The organism is Peribacillus sp. ACCC06369 (assembly GCF_030348945.1).
Lineage (GTDB): Bacteria > Bacillota > Bacilli > Bacillales > DSM-1321 > Peribacillus.
The window spans coordinates 520,903-536,411 of the sequence record NZ_JAUCEN010000002.1 but is presented as its reverse complement, the minus strand read 5'-3'; the positions used below and the strand labels follow the sequence as shown (position 1 = coordinate 536,411).

15 protein-coding genes and 1 riboswitch are annotated in these 15,509 nt (G+C 38.0%); of the genes, 3 read left to right on the top strand and 12 right to left on the bottom strand.

The window, feature by feature from the left end; translation table 11 throughout:
- Window positions 1-88: 88 nt before the first annotated feature.
- A complete protein-coding gene (locus tag QUF78_RS03365) occupies window positions 89-1,435 on the bottom strand; it encodes an aspartate kinase (RefSeq protein WP_289323559.1) in 1,347 nt (448 codons plus the stop codon).
- 200 nt (window positions 1,436-1,635) lie between these two features.
- The gene (gene queF, locus QUF78_RS03360) at window positions 1,636-2,133 is read right to left on the bottom strand and encodes a preQ(1) synthase (protein WP_289318140.1); all 498 of its coding nucleotides are present in this window, start codon (window positions 2,131-2,133) and stop codon (window positions 1,636-1,638) included.
- 106 nt (window positions 2,134-2,239) lie between these two features.
- Window positions 2,240-2,285: riboswitch (PreQ1 riboswitch) on the bottom strand.
- A 151-nt stretch (window positions 2,286-2,436) separates the two neighbouring features.
- On the opposite strand from queF, the gene QUF78_RS03355 reads away from it, so the two are divergent.
- Both QUF78_RS03355 and QUF78_RS03350 read left to right on the top strand, forming a co-directional pair.
- Window positions 2,437-3,273, top strand: coding sequence for a DMT family transporter (locus QUF78_RS03355; RefSeq protein ID WP_289323558.1), 837 nt, complete (start codon window positions 2,437-2,439; stop codon window positions 3,271-3,273).
- Between the two features lie 227 nt (window positions 3,274-3,500).
- Window positions 3,501-3,635: a BA3454 family stress response protein gene (locus QUF78_RS03350; protein ID WP_289323557.1), complete on the top strand. Its 135-nt coding sequence runs from the start codon at window positions 3,501-3,503 to the stop codon at window positions 3,633-3,635.
- A 655-nt stretch (window positions 3,636-4,290) separates the two neighbouring features.
- Here the strand turns inward: QUF78_RS03350 and QUF78_RS03345 are convergent.
- The 8 genes from QUF78_RS03345 to QUF78_RS03310 all read right to left on the bottom strand — a co-directional run bounded on the left by QUF78_RS03345 (window position 4,291) and on the right by QUF78_RS03310 (window position 12,716).
- Complete coding sequence (locus tag QUF78_RS03345) at window positions 4,291-4,734, bottom strand: YfmQ family protein (RefSeq protein ID WP_289318143.1); 444 nt, start codon at window positions 4,732-4,734, stop codon at window positions 4,291-4,293.
- Window positions 4,735-5,063: 329 nt separating this feature from the next.
- Window positions 5,064-5,348 (bottom strand): cytochrome aa3 quinol oxidase subunit IV, encoded by a 285-nt coding sequence (gene qoxD, locus QUF78_RS03340; RefSeq protein ID WP_289323556.1) that lies wholly within the window; start codon window positions 5,346-5,348, stop codon window positions 5,064-5,066.
- Between the two features lies 1 nt (window position 5,349).
- A complete protein-coding gene (gene qoxC / locus QUF78_RS03335; RefSeq protein ID WP_289323555.1) occupies window positions 5,350-5,946 on the bottom strand; it encodes a cytochrome aa3 quinol oxidase subunit III in 597 nt (198 codons plus the stop codon).
- A complete protein-coding gene (gene qoxB, locus QUF78_RS03330) occupies window positions 5,946-7,892 on the bottom strand; it encodes a cytochrome aa3 quinol oxidase subunit I (RefSeq protein ID WP_289323554.1) in 1,947 nt (648 codons plus the stop codon). The genes qoxC and qoxB overlap by 1 nt, the downstream gene beginning before the upstream one ends.
- Window positions 7,893-7,965: 73 nt before the next feature.
- Complete coding sequence (qoxA, locus tag QUF78_RS03325; protein ID WP_289318146.1) at window positions 7,966-8,898, bottom strand: cytochrome aa3 quinol oxidase subunit II; 933 nt, start codon at window positions 8,896-8,898, stop codon at window positions 7,966-7,968.
- A gap of 1,085 nt (window positions 8,899-9,983) precedes the next feature.
- Window positions 9,984-10,298: a hypothetical protein gene (locus QUF78_RS03320; RefSeq protein WP_289323553.1), complete on the bottom strand. Its 315-nt coding sequence runs from the start codon at window positions 10,296-10,298 to the stop codon at window positions 9,984-9,986.
- A gap of 268 nt (window positions 10,299-10,566) precedes the next feature.
- A complete protein-coding gene (locus QUF78_RS03315; RefSeq protein WP_353957886.1) occupies window positions 10,567-11,802 on the bottom strand; it encodes a S1C family serine protease in 1,236 nt (411 codons plus the stop codon).
- A gap of 188 nt (window positions 11,803-11,990) precedes the next feature.
- Window positions 11,991-12,716, bottom strand: coding sequence for a hypothetical protein (locus QUF78_RS03310; RefSeq protein ID WP_289323551.1), 726 nt, complete (start codon window positions 12,714-12,716; stop codon window positions 11,991-11,993).
- A 180-nt stretch (window positions 12,717-12,896) separates the two neighbouring features.
- Here QUF78_RS03310 and QUF78_RS03305 point away from each other — a divergent pair, with 180 nt between their 5' ends.
- Entirely contained in the window at window positions 12,897-13,253 is a 357-nt protein-coding gene (locus QUF78_RS03305) for a hydrolase (RefSeq protein ID WP_289318150.1), read from the top strand.
- Window positions 13,254-13,547: 294 nt separating this feature from the next.
- Here the strand turns inward: QUF78_RS03305 and QUF78_RS03300 are convergent, their stop codons facing one another.
- Both QUF78_RS03300 and QUF78_RS03295 read right to left on the bottom strand, forming a co-directional pair.
- Complete coding sequence (locus QUF78_RS03300; protein WP_289323550.1) at window positions 13,548-14,000, bottom strand: helix-turn-helix domain-containing protein; 453 nt, start codon at window positions 13,998-14,000, stop codon at window positions 13,548-13,550.
- A 506-nt stretch (window positions 14,001-14,506) separates the two neighbouring features.
- A complete protein-coding gene (locus QUF78_RS03295) occupies window positions 14,507-15,490 on the bottom strand; it encodes a ketoacyl-ACP synthase III (protein WP_289323549.1) in 984 nt (327 codons plus the stop codon).
- Window positions 15,491-15,509: the final 19 nt, after the last annotated feature.

Here is a 15,509-nt window from a genome sequence, read left to right as displayed (position 1 = left end):
GCCCACCATTTCGACCCCTATGAACAAAAGGGAATATCCCCGATAACCAAAAACCTCCTTTTTCAAGGAGGTCTCTAATTTCTCATTCTCAAAAGAACTCGTGATATAATGCCTGAATTGCCGTCTCTTCGTTGTGCCCTTTCACACCGAACATCATGCTAACCTCCGAAGAGCCCTGATTGATCATTTCAATATTCACCTTTGCTTCGGCTAACGCTTTTGACGCTCTAGCCGTTGTACCTACATTATGACGCATTCCTTCACCTACAACCATGATTAAGGCAAGATCATGCTCCACATTCACTTCATCGGCATGAAGCTCTTTCTTGATTCGTGAAATAATTTTCTTCTCGGCTTCACCCTTCAACTGGTCCTGCCTTAGAATAAGCGTCACATCATCAATGCCTGATGGAATATGCTCATATGAAACTCCGTAATCTTCAAGGATATGCAGCAGTTTCCGGCCAAAACCAACTTCCCGGTTCATCAAATATTTGCTAATGTAAATACTGCAAAACCCTTTATCACTTGCAATCCCAATAACCGGACCATTCGTATTATCCCGCGTGTTCACAATGCGGGTCCCTTGTGCCGTCGGATTGTTCGTATTTTGGATATGGACAGGTATTCCCGCACGGAATGCAGGAATCAGCGCTTCATCATGAAATACCGAAAAACCGGCATAAGAAAGCTCCCGCATTTCACGATAGGTTAACTCCCGGATTCCCTTCGGATTGGAAACCACATTTGGATTTACCGCATAAACGGCATCCACGTCCGTAAAGTTCTCATACAAATCGGCTTTGACCCCATTTGCAAGAATCGAACCCGTAATATCGGAACCGCTTCTTGAGAAGGTTAAAATATCACCATCTAACGTATATCCGAAGAACCCTGGAAATACTACGATTCCAGGCTCTTCACGCAGAGCATACAACCGATCATATGACTCTGGCTGAACCTGGGTAAATCCATCTACATCCGTAACGATTAAGCCAGCCTTCTTTGGATTTATATACTTTGCCTCTACCCCACGGCTTTGAAAATAACCTGCGACCAGCTTCGCATTATTATCTTCGCCACTGGCCTTTAAAGCATCCAAATAGCGCTTCTGGTTAGATTGGTCAGCATGCAACAGTGCTTTTAAATTTTCATGAATCCCTGTGATGACCTCCTCGGATATATCCAACTCTTCAGCAATGCTCGCATAGCGGGATACCACGTCTTCGATCAAATGCTCCCCGTTATCGCCGCGCAGCTGCTGTTCCGCAGCCTCAATCAATAAATCCGTCACCTTTATATCATCGGAATTGCGTTTCCCTGGAGCCGAAACGACTACAAACTTCCTCTCTGAATCAGCAACCACAATTTCGAATACCTTTCTCAACTGTTCACCTGACGCAAGTGAACTTCCGCCAAACTTCGCAACTTTCATCTCGACATCCCCTATTTTAAATAATATTCTGTCAAAATCAACTCTCCCTATTATTACGTTTTTTCTCTAAACAATCAAGTAAAAATTCCACTATAGGAGGACATTTGTATTTTTAAAGAGGACAAAATAATGTGATTATTGAAAGGGAATAGTAAAAGGCAAAAAAAGACAACGGCATAAGCCAGTTGCCTTTCCAATCTTTAGCGATTATCCACAGTTTCAGGGTATAAATCATGATTCATCAAGCGGTAATCCGCCATTTCCTCATACTTCGTCCCTGGTTTCCCGTAGTTTGTGTATGGATCAATAGAAATCCCGCCCCTAGGCGTGAACTTGCCCCATACTTCAATATATTTAGGATCCATCAACTCGATTAAATCGTTCATGATGATATTCATGCAGTCTTCATGGAAATCACCATGATTACGGAAGCTGAATAAATAAAGTTTCAAAGACTTGCTTTCGACCATCTTCACACTGGGAATATAGCTGATGTAAATGGTTGCAAAGTCTGGCTGGCCGGTTATCGGACATAAGCTAGTGAATTCCGGGCAATTGAATTTGACGAAATAATCACGGTTAGGATGTTTGTTATCGAATGACTCAAGAATTTCAGGCGCATAGTCGAATGTATATTTTGTCCCTTGATTCCCAAGCAGTGTAATTTCCTTTAATTCTTCTTCTTTTCTTCCAGACATAAAAAGTCCTCCTCATCCACGTTTGTCAGGGGAGATTCATAAAATGGGCCTCTATATAACAAAAACCATATCTCATCAAAGATATGGTTGATTCGTGAAAAAAATCAAAGCCATAGTTTTTTTAAGAGGGTGATGCTATGAACCTCTCCCGTTTATCGGGAAATATTTTAAAATTGTCATAGTAAATATAGAAAAAAAAATCTAATCTGTCAATCATACTTTTTAATTTTAGTTTGATTCCCACATGTATTCGGCTTAAAATGTAGAAGAAGTTTATCCTACATGAAGGAAGAGATTTAAACAATGTGGATTTTTGCAGCACTCATCACCAGTTTATGTTTCGGAATCAATAACAGCATTTTTAAATGGAGTAGCGGAAAGGGTTACTCAAAGGTACCTATCCAATTTTTCTTTTATTTTGTAGCTTTCATTTTGTCCATATTTTATGGAGTACTTATGGATGGTTTGAACCTGAACTTGCTGTCTATCATGCTTGGTGCAGCAATTGGTGTCCTGAACGCTAATGGTAATATCCAGATGGCAAGTGCCTTTGAAAAAGGGCCGGCAAGTTTAACATCACCATTAATCGCAGCGAATGCAATATTTCCCATCCTATGTGCTGCATTAATTTTTCATGAGCATATTTCTTCGCTGCAGTGGACCGGAATCATCTGCATGCTGCTTGCAACCCTTGTCATTCAGTATACACCTAACGCCAAGGGCAACCACCAATATTTACCTTGGATGATGCACACATTATTTTCCATATTATCTTTTGGTGTACTCGGCATTCTGATGACGACATCAACACGGCTTCATTTAAACTCCCTCGACATCCTTGTATCAATGTATGGGGGCGGAACTCTTTATCTGCTTTCAGTTCTATCCTTTAAGAAAGAAAAAATCAAGCTACAGGAAGTCAAAATTGGTTCCATCGTAGGTTTTTTAAGCATCATAGCCTATGGATGTTATTTCTATGCGTTGAATACCGGCATCGCAAGCATCATCTTCCCTGTCGTCAGCCTAAATTGTTTAGTTGTCGTTTTCGCAGGATGTTATTTATTCAAAGAAAAACTAAAATCCTATCAAATTGCCGGCGTTCTTGCAGCATTAATCGGTATTATCTTAACCAAAATATGAATATAGTTAATTTTAAAAAACAACCTGGCTGTAATAATCACACATGCCAGGTCGTCTTTATTTAGCGGTTCAAAAAAAAGTATTGACATCTCTCAATAAATATCAGATAATTTTGAATATTAAATCTCAACTTTTGCTAATTCCGCAATGTTTGAAAAATCTCCTCCCACGGGTATAAAAGAAGTAGTACAACCATCCCATTTAATACTAGAAAGGAACGATGCATAATGGAAAAAGTTACAGTAACAGTTGATTTCCAAGGAAAATCTTATCAAACTAACGTACTTACTAAACCGGGTACTAATCAAGAAGAAATTTTACAACAAGCCCTTCAACAAGTGGAAAAACAATGGAAAGCATAAAAAAGCAGGCATCGATTTAGATACCTGCTTTTTTTTATTACCTTTTTAGATATAACTCACCAAAATCACTATGCACTTTGTTTTTATATAAATTAACAATTAAAACCCTTTTCAATCCTGATTTCTGTATTTCATTTGTATTCTCTAAAGAACCCTCGATAGCGATTTTCCCATATAATCCACATAATTGTTTTTTCTTGTCACAATAATTTTAAGACGTTTTTACGTTACAACAATCAATTTGAATAACAAGTAATTTAGAAATTAAGACGATCTTTTTAAAGAACGCCTCAGTTTGTCGAAAAAATGGGATACGGAATGGCCTAATCCCGTATCCCTATCGCGATTACCGAGGGAAGCATTACGATCTTTTTAAAACAGACAGGGTATACTCCAAGATACTTTTCTCTTGAATATGGGATGAAACCTCACTGGATTGAAGAAATTCGCGACACTCCTGCCGAAAAACCAGCTTACCGAGTCACCAAAGACGCATGCGGCGAGGTGGCTTTGCAGACAGTCGGCGGAAAGGGAGAGTCTGAAAACAACTGGAACCTTTTTTAAATAAAAAAACTGTAGGCAAATTCGCTTTTCTTTCGAGTTTGCCTACAGTCTGAAATGTTCATTTTTAAAGATCGCCATTTTTAATGTTCTTTTAATTTAAACTTAATGGCATAGAGCGTTCTTGGAGGCTATCGGAAAGCAGACTATACGAAACTAATTTCTTCCTATACTGCTTAACTACATCCACACGGTCGTTGTACATGTACACAAATAACCTAACATCTTTTTTACCTCTTTTAGTATCAATGACTAATGGAGTCCCACTGTTCTCTGGATGTAAAAACAATTGCTCATTACCAGGGAATATATGGTTCTTTTTCAAAAATTTAGCCTTATTAAAATAATTAATAACTTTTATTTTATCTTCACTTTCCAAACGTCTTCCGTCAAAGGTTACGATTGCATTCTCGTCACTAAGTTCTGAATGTATTTTAAATTTGCTGATAATCCAATTCACTGCATCGGTTGGAAGGCAGGTAACTAATAATTTAAGCAAACTTAATAGAATTGTCAAAATCAAAACCGGCAATGTCATATTTCATCATCTCCGCTACGTCATATATTAATTTCTTATATAGATTATTATATCAAAGAATCAGATAGTTTTTCTTAGAAAATGTGTCTGTTATATTAACGTTTTACTTTAGTAAAACATTGCACTTAAACGCACGGAAGCGCTTCAAAAAGAGTAAATTTTGCCCTTATAAATATAATGTTCCGAAATGGTTATACTAAACAAAATGGTTTCATCCACACCCTTCTTAACTAATTTCTATGAACGAAGTGATTAGAGTGGTATATGAATTTCTACTTATTAAATACAAAAAAACTGGGCGTCATCAAGACGCCCAGCTTTTCAATCGATTATTGATATCCCCAAATCATTGTTAGCATTGTACCGAAAATTGTAACCAATGCTACGAACAATCCGTAATAAACATTTGTGTAAATCGATGCTTTATCTTCAGACTCACCTGCGTGCATGAACATAACCAATTGCAGTGCAGCTTGCATGAAAGCTGTAACAAGCAGGATGATCACACCCATTTTAAGTGAGAGATCAAACACAATAACTGATAGTGCGACCACAGTCAGGACTAGTGAGAAGGCAAATCCCATAACTTGGCCCCGTGGGAATAATTCTTTCATATTACATCATTCCTTTCAGGTAGACGAAACTGAAGATGAAGATCCAGACAACGTCCAAGAAATGCCAGTAAAGTGAAAAGATGAAAGCCTTGTTTGTTGTTTCTGGAGTCATACCGCGCTTTTTAATCTGCAAGACGATGAAGGTTCCCCAGAATAAACCAAGTGTAACGTGAGCTCCATGCGTACCTAGTAATGTAAACAAACTAGATAAGAAAGCACTTGTTTGAATGGTTGCTCCTTCATGTACATACTCAACGAATTCATAAATTTCGACTCCCAAGAAGCCTAAACCAAGAATAAGGGTGATAATGAAGAAACCAATCGTTGCTTTCTGCCTGCCAAGTCTCATTGCATTGATTCCAAGACCTATGGTAAAACTACTAGTTAAAAGAAAGATTGTTTGAAACATTAAGGTTGGGACTTTAAAAAGATGTTCCCCTGTTGGACCATTTCCAGTTCCATCAACCAATACAAAATAAGTGGCGAACAGTGTAGCGAAAAGAGCTATTTCTGCCCCAAGGAAAATCCAAAATCCAAAAATCTTTAAGCGATTTTCTTCCGTGCTATATTCTAGTGGCAGCGAGTTATCTATTTTCATTACTTAGCACCTCGCAATTTATTTTCAGTTTCTTCGATCTCTTCAACAGAGATATAACGTCCGTGATCTTTTTCGAATGAACGGTGAATCATACAAGCAAAGATACCGACCGTTGCAATGATTGCAATGATCCACATGCTGAATACCATTGCAAAGCCCCAAACGAAGAAGATACAGCTCATGATAAACGGCACGCCACTGTTATTTGGCATATGAATCTTTTCTACTTTACCACCAAATAATTTAAAGCCCTTTTTCTTAGAATCCCAGAATGCTTCTGTAGAATCAACTGTAGGCACAATTGCAAAGTTATATTCTGGAATTGGTGTATGGGTAGCCCACTCTAGAGAACGTGCATCCCATGGATCGTTTGAAATATTTCTTGATGCATAACGAGTGCTCCAATAGATATTGTACACAATAAGTGCAAAACCTATTGCTAAGCCAATTGCTCCAACGAAAGAAAGCATATTCAATGGACCATAGCCCGTTGATTCAGAGTACGTATACATACGACGTGCCTGCCCATCTAAACCAGTGATGAACATCGGGAAGAATGTTACATTAAAGCCGATTGTAATGAACCAGAACGACCATTTCCCAATTTTTTCGCTCAACATGAAGCCAAACATTTTTGGCCACCAGTACGTAAAACCAGCAAGTACGGCAAATACAGTACCAGGGATTAAAACGTAATGGAAGTGAGCTACTAAGAACATTGTATTGTGGTATTGGTAGTCAGCACTCGCCATTGCAAGCATAACCCCAGTTACCCCACCGAGAGTGAAAATCGGAATGAAAGCTAACGAGTATAACATTGGGACGGTAAAAACGATTTTACCTTTCCAAAGTGTGAACAACCAGTTGAAAATCTTAACACCGGTCGGAACGGCAATTGCCATTGTGGTAATCGAGAAGATACCATTAACCATTGCACCGTGACCCATTGTATAGAAATGGTGAGCCCATACAATGAAAGATAGAGTAGAAATAGCTACCATGGAGATAACCATCGAATTATATCCGTACAGGTTACGACGTGCAAATGTCGAAATGATTTCACTGTAAATACCGAAAGCTGGAAGTATTACTATATAAACTTCAGGATGTCCCCAAACCCAGAACAAGTTCGCCCAAAGCATATCGCTACCGCCATTGGCCATCGTAAAGAATTGAGTTCCGAATAGACGATCCATTGTCATCAACGCAAGTGCCACTGTCAATACAGGGAAAGCGAAAACGATAATGAAGTTTGTGATCAAGATAGACCATGTGAACATTGGCATTTTCATTAAGTTCATGCCAGGTGCTCTCATTTTCAAGATTGTTACGATAAAGTTGATACCAGTCAGTAATGTACCGATACCAGCTATTTGAATTGCAATCGCGTAATAGTTCGAACCAACTGATTCACTGAAATCATTACTTGCCAGCGGGAAGTAAGATGTCCAACCTGCATCAGGAGAACCACCAACTACGAAAGAGATGTTAAATAGCATTGCCCCCATGAAGAATAACCAGAAGCTTACTGCGTTTAGACGTGGGAATGCTACGTCACGCGCTCCAATTTGTAATGGTGTGACAATGTTCATTAACCCAATGATAAATGGCATAGCCATGAACAGGATCATGACAACCCCATGTGTTGTAAATACCTCATTATAATGCTGCCCATCCAAAAGACCGTTATCTGGAATAGCCGTTTGAGCACGCATCATGAGAGCATCAACGCCACCACGGAAGAGCATAAGCAGTGCTGCCAAGATGTACATGATACCAATACGTTTATGGTCAACCGTTGTTAACCACTCACGCCATAAGTAACCCCATTTTTTAAAATAGGTAATTCCGGCAACAACCGCAATCATGGTTAAGCCAATGGCAACCATGGATGCATAAATCGCAGGACTTGGATGAGGTACGGCAAATCGATCAAAGTAATCCATACTTTTGTGACTCCTTTCAGGAAAATATTCCTTATCTTGTAAACTTAGATGTTTTATCGAACGAAATTAATTCTTAGTGATCATGATTCATGTTGCTGTGTTCTGAATGTTCCTCGTGTGAATCCTTGGAATCACTTTCTTCAGTATCAGAAGATCCGTGGTTACCATGACCAGCATGTTCCCCTTCAGGAGCTGGAGAAAACTCTAAGTGAGTTCCAGTGTATGTGGATTGTCCCACATGACCAGGTTCTAATAATTCATTGAATTTTTTCTCAGTAATCGGTTCAGCAGTAGCTTTAATTTCATCTACCCACTTATCGTATTCTTTTGCAGACAGTACATTAACGTTAAACGTTTGCTGAGCAAAACCTGAACCACTGAAGTTTGAATTTCGACCCATATACTCTCCTGGCACATCAGCTGCTAAGTGCAACGTATTAACCATGTTCGACATCGCGTATTTTTGTCCTCCAAGTTGTGGAATCCAGAAACTCGAGATTGGACCATAAGAATAAAGTTTAAATTCAATTGGTCGGTTAGTCGGTAAAAACAGATAGTTAACTGTTTCGATATCTTCTTCCGGATAACTAAAATGCCACTTCCAGTTGGAAGATGAAGCGTAAATAATTAAAGGTTCTTGATCTCCGTATCCTTTAGGTGTTGCCTCAACTTCATTTGTTGTTTTAACAGTAACAACGGATAGGAAAGCGACGATTAAAATTGGGATCGCTACCCAAATTATTTCAAGAACCTTACTTCCTTCAATATGAGGTGGTTCATAATCATCACGCTGTTTGGAAGCACGATATTTCATTATCATGAAGATATACAGTACCATAACGACAAGGACGACAAAGGCCATTGTCCATATCGAAATCATAATAACATCTGCTTGTGTTGCAGCTACTGGCCCTTTAGGGTCCAAGACCATTAATGGGTTATCGCAACCGGTTAGCACAGTGGCAATTGTAAAAAGTATAGTTAATAGAGCCCATTTTATTTTCATAGTACTACCCCTTTCTTACATATTAAAATTCCTATTGGTAATTATTCGGACAAAGTGTTACCATGTTCACAAACCCCGACATACCAATATTAATCCCAAGTGTAAAAAAAGACAATATAAAGTGACATCTGTCACATAAAGTTCATTAAAGAGCAGTAAGAAGATGGTAAATGAACTGAAATGTTCGAAAATCTTCAGCAAATGAAATATAATAAATGTTTAATAACTTACCTACGGAAACTTCACTTATCAGTACAGGATTGCAGATAGAACTGATCCACTTTCCGTTTAATATTACTCTAATATAATGAAATAAAATTTTCACATTATATTCACCGCGTTTATTTCCTCAAGACTTATAAAGATTATGAATTATATTACCTATCTTGTTAATTAGGTATCTATCGTTGGAAAACATGATTTAAAGCGGATTTTTTTCACTCGGCCATGGAAGTTTTTAAATGGTAGCCGCATTGTACACGATCTTGCATCCATGCTTCAATACCCTAATGATCCAACACAGGTCATTATTATATATATATAAGGAAACAACGAGCGTGAAATGTAATTGGGTTCTTTCTCCTCGCAATACTTATTTTATTGCCCTGTCAGTATTCCTAAACAGCCGTTTAGCAGTAGTCGTGGGGTGAAGTAATTCAGGGGTCAATCAACCTGTTGCAACTGTTCAAGTTTATCAGTCAGAGGACAGGACAAAAACCATTTTTTAATAAGTACATTTGGTGTTCAATCAACTCCACCTTTTGGAAACTCTTTACTCAATACCCCCATATTGATACGTGCTTCCCTTTTGTATCTTCAGGTAAAAACACATAAAAAAACCCACGAAAAAAGGACTTTTTAAAAGTGTCCTTTTCTCGTGGATATAGTTCAAAATTCAAGGTGAGAACTTCCTGGCGTGCAGGCAGTTTGGTTTGGATGTACAAGCAACACACAGGATGAAAGCGCATTCAATACTTGGGGTTAAATTGGCTCAGATTCTGCAAGCCAACGAACAACTCGTTTTGTTCATCCATACAAGTGAATCTGATGATAGAAAGCCAGTTTATTACGCTAAATTCCTCGTTTTAGTTACTGAATTCTGTACTTCTTTTTGTTTGAGTTTTAGCCTTTGATTTCATTTTTATGATTTTAGTCGTTTCCGATTCAATTCTTTTGCCTTTATGTGTATTCATTACCATTTCTTCTGTCAGGACAAAAAATATACCAACTAGAAAAATGGCAGCTGCGCTTAGTGTGATGGCGATTCCAACAGCGGTAAATATATAATCCTTATTGTAATCGCTTACAAAAAAACTTAAAGCAAAAATAATAATTCCGATTACGCAACCTGTGCCCGATACCCATTTCACTGCATCCAACATCTTCTGATTAGCTTCCATAATTTCATCCCCTTTCTTTCTATTTTATGACATTTCACAAATTTGTCAAATCTTTTCTATTTTTTAACATATCCATAATGTAAACCTTGACAAATAGAATACGCCGCTATTCACTTTTAGGTATTCGAGACTATATGAAAAATCTGATAAACAGTATAAATACACTATCATTTTTTCCGATATCATCACTTTCAATACTATTAAAAACTTTTTAACTACATTTTCAAATAAAAGACCCCTGATGATCAATCAGAGGCCTTCCTTCTATCTATGAGTTTTGCAAGGTTATCGTTACCGTTTTCTCTTCAGTCCCCCGATAGACTTTAACCTTTACTTTATCGCCGATTTTCTTATCTGTGTATAAAATTTTCCTTAATTCTGCTGTCGTTTTTATTTTCGTTCCATCAATCTCCACAATGATATCCTGCTGCTTAAGCCCTCCATTCGCCGCTGCCGACCCCGCTTCTATACTCGTAACCATGACACCCGACTTTGCAGCTTCAGGAACATTTTGAAGATAATACTGTGGCAGTTCTTCTATGCTGGCCAAGCTTACTCCTAAATACGGTCGCGTGATTTTTCCGTTTTCAATCAGTTCCGTAACAATCGGAATCACATCATTACTTGGTATGGCAAACCCTAAGCCTTCCACACCGCTTTCGGAAATCTTCAAGCTGTTTATGCCGATCACTTCCCCAGCGGTGTTGATCAATGCGCCGCCGCTATTGCCAGGGTTGATCGCTGCATCTGTTTGAAGGACATCAAGTTCCCACTCCCCCTCCGATGTATCGACTGAAATGGAGCGTCCGGTAGCACTGACGATCCCTTGTGTAACGGAACGTGAAAAATCAAGTCCAAGAGGGTTACCGATCGCTAATACTTCTTCACCTGGACGCATGCTATCAGAATTCCCGAATTTAATTCCCTCAGGTGCTATCGAGGCATCAATTGTCAAAACCGCTAAGTCCGTCAATGCATCAGCCCCGACAACCACTGCCGTTGCCTTTTTCCCATCATACAAGGAAATTTCGACTTCCTTAGCTCCTTCAATAACGTGATTGTTCGTGATGATATAGGCCTTCCCATTAGCTTTTTTATAAATGACCCCTGAACCAGTGCCGCTCTCAACCGTTTCGCTCCCCGTGCTTTGCTGCTGGTATGGGTACCGGTTTTGAATCTCCTGTAAATTCACGACCCCTACTATCGATTTGGATGCTGATTCAACCATCTCTGCCCTATCATTAGAATCCATACTAGTCGATAACTTTTCTGCCGTGACACTCCCATCCTTTTCACCACTTTCCGTTTGCTCTACACCTGCCGTTTGACTTGACTCATTCACTGAACTTTTCCCTTGATCTATAAAGTCCCCGCCAAATAAAAATACAGTTGATGTAACCATAGAAGCAACCGTTCCGGAAACAAGGCCAGTTAGCCAAATAGACTTGCCCTTTTTCCGTTCTGTCTTCACTCTGACTTGCTCATCGCCATTATTATTCTCCATCATTATCCCTCCTATGATTGTCCTTTACTTGGCTCAATCATAAACAGTAAATATTAAAAAATTCTTAAGAAATAAAGAATAAGGCCACATTTTCACAAAAAAAATTATCGAATCCAGCTATGATATTTTGCAGTACGACAAAATAAAAAGGCCTCCACAGGGGCCCCTCTCAATTCGACATTATAGCCTTACATGACTTCATACACTTCTTTTGTCTTCTTATTCACACCATACCAGCCCCAAGTAGCTTTGTGGCCATTTTTCTGACTGCCTGCATCTACTTCGAACACTTGAAAAATGTAATCTCCCTTTTCGGCATCATGATCATATTCGATTTGCAAATGTGGAAAGTTTTTCATGTCCACGTAATCCTTCACTAGCTTCTCCGCCTGAGATTTACTTAAGGGACTAGCCGAATCCTTACTCCCTTCTTTGCTTTTTACCATTTCTACTTTTCCTTTTGAATCCGTTGCCGCCTTATCATCTACTTTGGATCTAATGGTCCCGTCCTCACTTGTTTCCTCCACCGGTTCCACTTCTTCATTTCCCTCTACTGTTTCTAACGTGGTGGAGTCTGATACCGGGTGCATTTCCACCGCCTTTAAAACCATTAGTTTCCCATCCCGATATTTTGCTTTATATGCGGTTGCTTCTTCAAAATCTCTTTTTGCCGAATCAAAATCCTGTTCGTCGTATTTCTTCATTCCACTCGCCAGAAAACCTGAAAGATCCATTAACTCTCTTGCTTCCGGTGTTTCTGATTCTTTATAAGCTAATTCAAATGCCTCGTGGGCTTCTAAATAATTTTCCTCATTCAACTGACTTTTCCCTAAATCCATATTGGAATCATAATTCCTTGTTACGCAGCCTGAAGCAATCAACACCATAAAAATAACCATGATTGACCTCTTCACAATATCACTCCTCAAAGTTACTCTTCCATATCATTCTATACATCCATCTTAAACCATTTGATATGAAATCCGATACCTCTATTTCCTATCATTTTCATTAAGGAAATGTTTACTTTTATGATTAACTTTTTACAAATAGTGGTACAGAATAGATAAACGCTTGAAAGGATGATGAGCAGAATGATGCAGGAAAAACAGACCTATCATGTCGATTTGGTCAGCGGCGATGTACTCGGACAAAAACTTGAAGAGAACCCGAGCTTCACTGTACACGCAACTGATGAGGAACTTGCAGAATTGAAACAATGCTTGGAGGAACACCGGACAGATGACCTGGAGGCATACGCCCGTTCACATGTGCCATACCTTCTCTATCATCATGACCGGGCAAATGATAAATACGATGCAGCCATGAAAAAGCTTTATGCCCTCATTTATAAATTTGGCGATGAAACGGCGCGAAACCATATTGAAGAAATCGGCATTTTGAAAGACAACAAATTCGAGGGAAATGAAGAAGTGCAAAAGTTCAAATAGAAAATGAACAGAACCTAAAATTCAAAGGTACTGTTTCTTTAAGATAAGACTCCTAAAGGAGATATCGGGCTATACCTCTGGCATTGAAACTAAGTTTGCTCAAAAGATTTCCCTCTCCCTATATAAGGAAAAATAAAAAGAATCCATTTTGAAAAAAGATGGATTCTTTTTTTGTGTTTTAATGTACAGTTTTTTATAAAATGATCAATCTCTTTCCTCTGGTATCCCTAAAGTTTGTAAGGGCATTTCCTTTAAAAGAAATTACAATTATCGCTATTTTAGGTAGAGTTATTTTTAATCTACATATTTATCTTTCAAATAATCTGAACCAATACCACCAATGACCATCAATGCAAATGGTAAAAACCTAAATACAACTGGCATACTTTTTAAAATTGTAATATCTGTGCCAACAAATTTGTTAAGGCCAAAAATAATTAATTTAGACACTAACAAAAATGCTCCTATTAATAACACGATATCAAAAAACAATTTCCTTTTCGGAAATGCCAACTGCTTACTTTCCCGTATTATTTTTTCTTTCAATTCCTCGTCACTCCTTAATAATTCATCTACCGTAATTTGAAATAAATCACTTAAATTAATGAGTACTTCAATACTTGGATAATTTTTTCCCGTTTCCCATTTGGACACAGATTGGCGACTCACATGAATCTTCTCTGCAAGATCATTTTGTGACCAATTTCTTTTTTCACGTTCTTTTTTTAATCGTTCGCTAAAAATCATAATGAGTTCATCGCCTTTCCTAGTCCTAGTATTGTGAGAGGAATTATGCAAAGTAAAGATAGTAATAAGCGCATTACTATGCAACTTATGAGTGACAACGTAGAAAACCTTGATCTATCAAGGGAATCCGTTGAATTTTAGGGAACTGCTGTAGAAAGTTAAAATTTTTAAAAAAAATTTCGCCAGTTAACACGAAAATGGTGGCGACTTTGGAAATAACAAAAAGTGCAGCCACTCACAGACAGAAGGCAAATTAGAAGAAGCAGTTTGCTTTTTTTCTTTTAAAAAACGTTCCAATTGATTTCATCCCATATAAATGATAAAAATCATGGAGTACAACCAAGTCTTGTTTTAAAATTATGGTAATCATAAAACTACAAATTGAATTTAATAACACTATAGAAAACGCAAACGGTTTTTATAAAAGAAGCCATTTCCTCATGGGAATCACCTCAAGTTTTACACCATCATAATTCTCCTAAAATTAAAATGGAGGTCTTGCTGAGTTATAGCGTCCAATCGATAAGCAATCCTGCTTGTGCTAAACCACCACCGAAACCATATAATAAAACCTTCTCACCATTACGGAGCTTCCCTTCTCTTATTCCAATATCTAAAGCTAATGGTATTGTTGCTGAAGAAGTATTTCCATACTCCACTAAGCTATATAAAGTACGCTCAATAGGAAAGCCGCTTCTTTCACATATCGACTCAATCATTCTTAAATTTGCACTATGCGGAACAAACCAATCAACATCATTCAATTGAAATTCAGTATTTTTCATCACTGTTTGCATTCCTTTTGGAACAGTAGTAACAGCCCATTTATAAACTTCACGTCCATTTTGTACAAGGTTACCACTATTATTCAAGTCTTCACCATTTATACGTGTCGATAGGTTTGTACTATATAAATTTTTTCCGCCTTCTCCTTCCGAATATAAATGTGAAGAAATGAAACTTGGTTGCTGTTCATCATATTCTACAAGAACTGCTCCTCCACCATCTCCAAATAAAATACAAGTTGCTCGATCTTCATAGTCCATAATTTTAGATAAAGTATCCGCTCCAATAACCAGAACTTTCTTGTTTAAACCAGATGTTACTAATCCATTAGCTACATGCAACCCATAAGTAAATCCTGCACAAGCAGCATTTAAATCAATAGCTCCAGTATTCTTAATACCTAGCTTTGCTTGGACTAAAGAAGCTACACTTGGCGTGTTGAAATCAGGTGTAAAGGTACAGACAATGATCATATCAACATCTTCGACAGATTTATCATACCGTTCCATTAAATCCTTTACAGCTTTATAACTTATATCACTAGCAAACTCTTCTTCATGTGCAATTCTTCGTTCTTTAATACCAGTACGTTTAACAATCCATTCATCATTGGTTTCAACCGTTTTTTCTAAGTCTTTATTTGTTAACCTTTTTTCTGGAACATACGACCCTATCGCAGTAATACGTGCTTTGGATTTGAACATAGAATAGCCACCTCGTGTT

Coding starts and splice junctions, on each gene's coding strand:
- QUF78_RS03365 (WP_289323559.1), bottom strand. CDS start 1,435: ATGAAAGTTGCGAAGTTTGGCGGAAGTTCACTTGCGTCAGGTGAACAG.
- qoxD (WP_289323556.1), bottom strand. CDS start 5,348: ATGAAAGAATTATTCCCACGGGGCCAAGTTATGGGATTTGCCTTCTCA.
- qoxB (WP_289323554.1), bottom strand. CDS start 7,892: ATGGATTACTTTGATCGATTTGCCGTACCTCATCCAAGTCCTGCGATT.
- QUF78_RS03320 (WP_289323553.1), bottom strand. CDS start 10,298: ATGGAAGCTAATCAGAAGATGTTGGATGCAGTGAAATGGGTATCGGGC.
- QUF78_RS03350 (WP_289323557.1), top strand. CDS start 3,501: ATGGAAAAAGTTACAGTAACAGTTGATTTCCAAGGAAAATCTTATCAA.
- QUF78_RS03295 (WP_289323549.1), bottom strand. CDS start 15,490: ATGTTCAAATCCAAAGCACGTATTACTGCGATAGGGTCGTATGTTCCA.
- queF (WP_289318140.1), bottom strand. CDS start 2,133: ATGTCTGGAAGAAAAGAAGAAGAATTAAAGGAAATTACACTGCTTGGG.
- QUF78_RS03305 (WP_289318150.1), top strand. CDS start 12,897: ATGATGCAGGAAAAACAGACCTATCATGTCGATTTGGTCAGCGGCGAT.
- QUF78_RS03355 (WP_289323558.1), top strand. CDS start 2,437: ATGTGGATTTTTGCAGCACTCATCACCAGTTTATGTTTCGGAATCAAT.
- QUF78_RS03345 (WP_289318143.1), bottom strand. CDS start 4,734: ATGACATTGCCGGTTTTGATTTTGACAATTCTATTAAGTTTGCTTAAA.
- QUF78_RS03300 (WP_289323550.1), bottom strand. CDS start 14,000: ATGATTTTTAGCGAACGATTAAAAAAAGAACGTGAAAAAAGAAATTGG.
- QUF78_RS03315 (WP_353957886.1), bottom strand. CDS start 11,802: ATGGAGAATAATAATGGCGATGAGCAAGTCAGAGTGAAGACAGAACGG.
- qoxA (WP_289318146.1), bottom strand. CDS start 8,898: ATGAAAATAAAATGGGCTCTATTAACTATACTTTTTACAATTGCCACT.
- qoxC (WP_289323555.1), bottom strand. CDS start 5,946: ATGAAAATAGATAACTCGCTGCCACTAGAATATAGCACGGAAGAAAAT.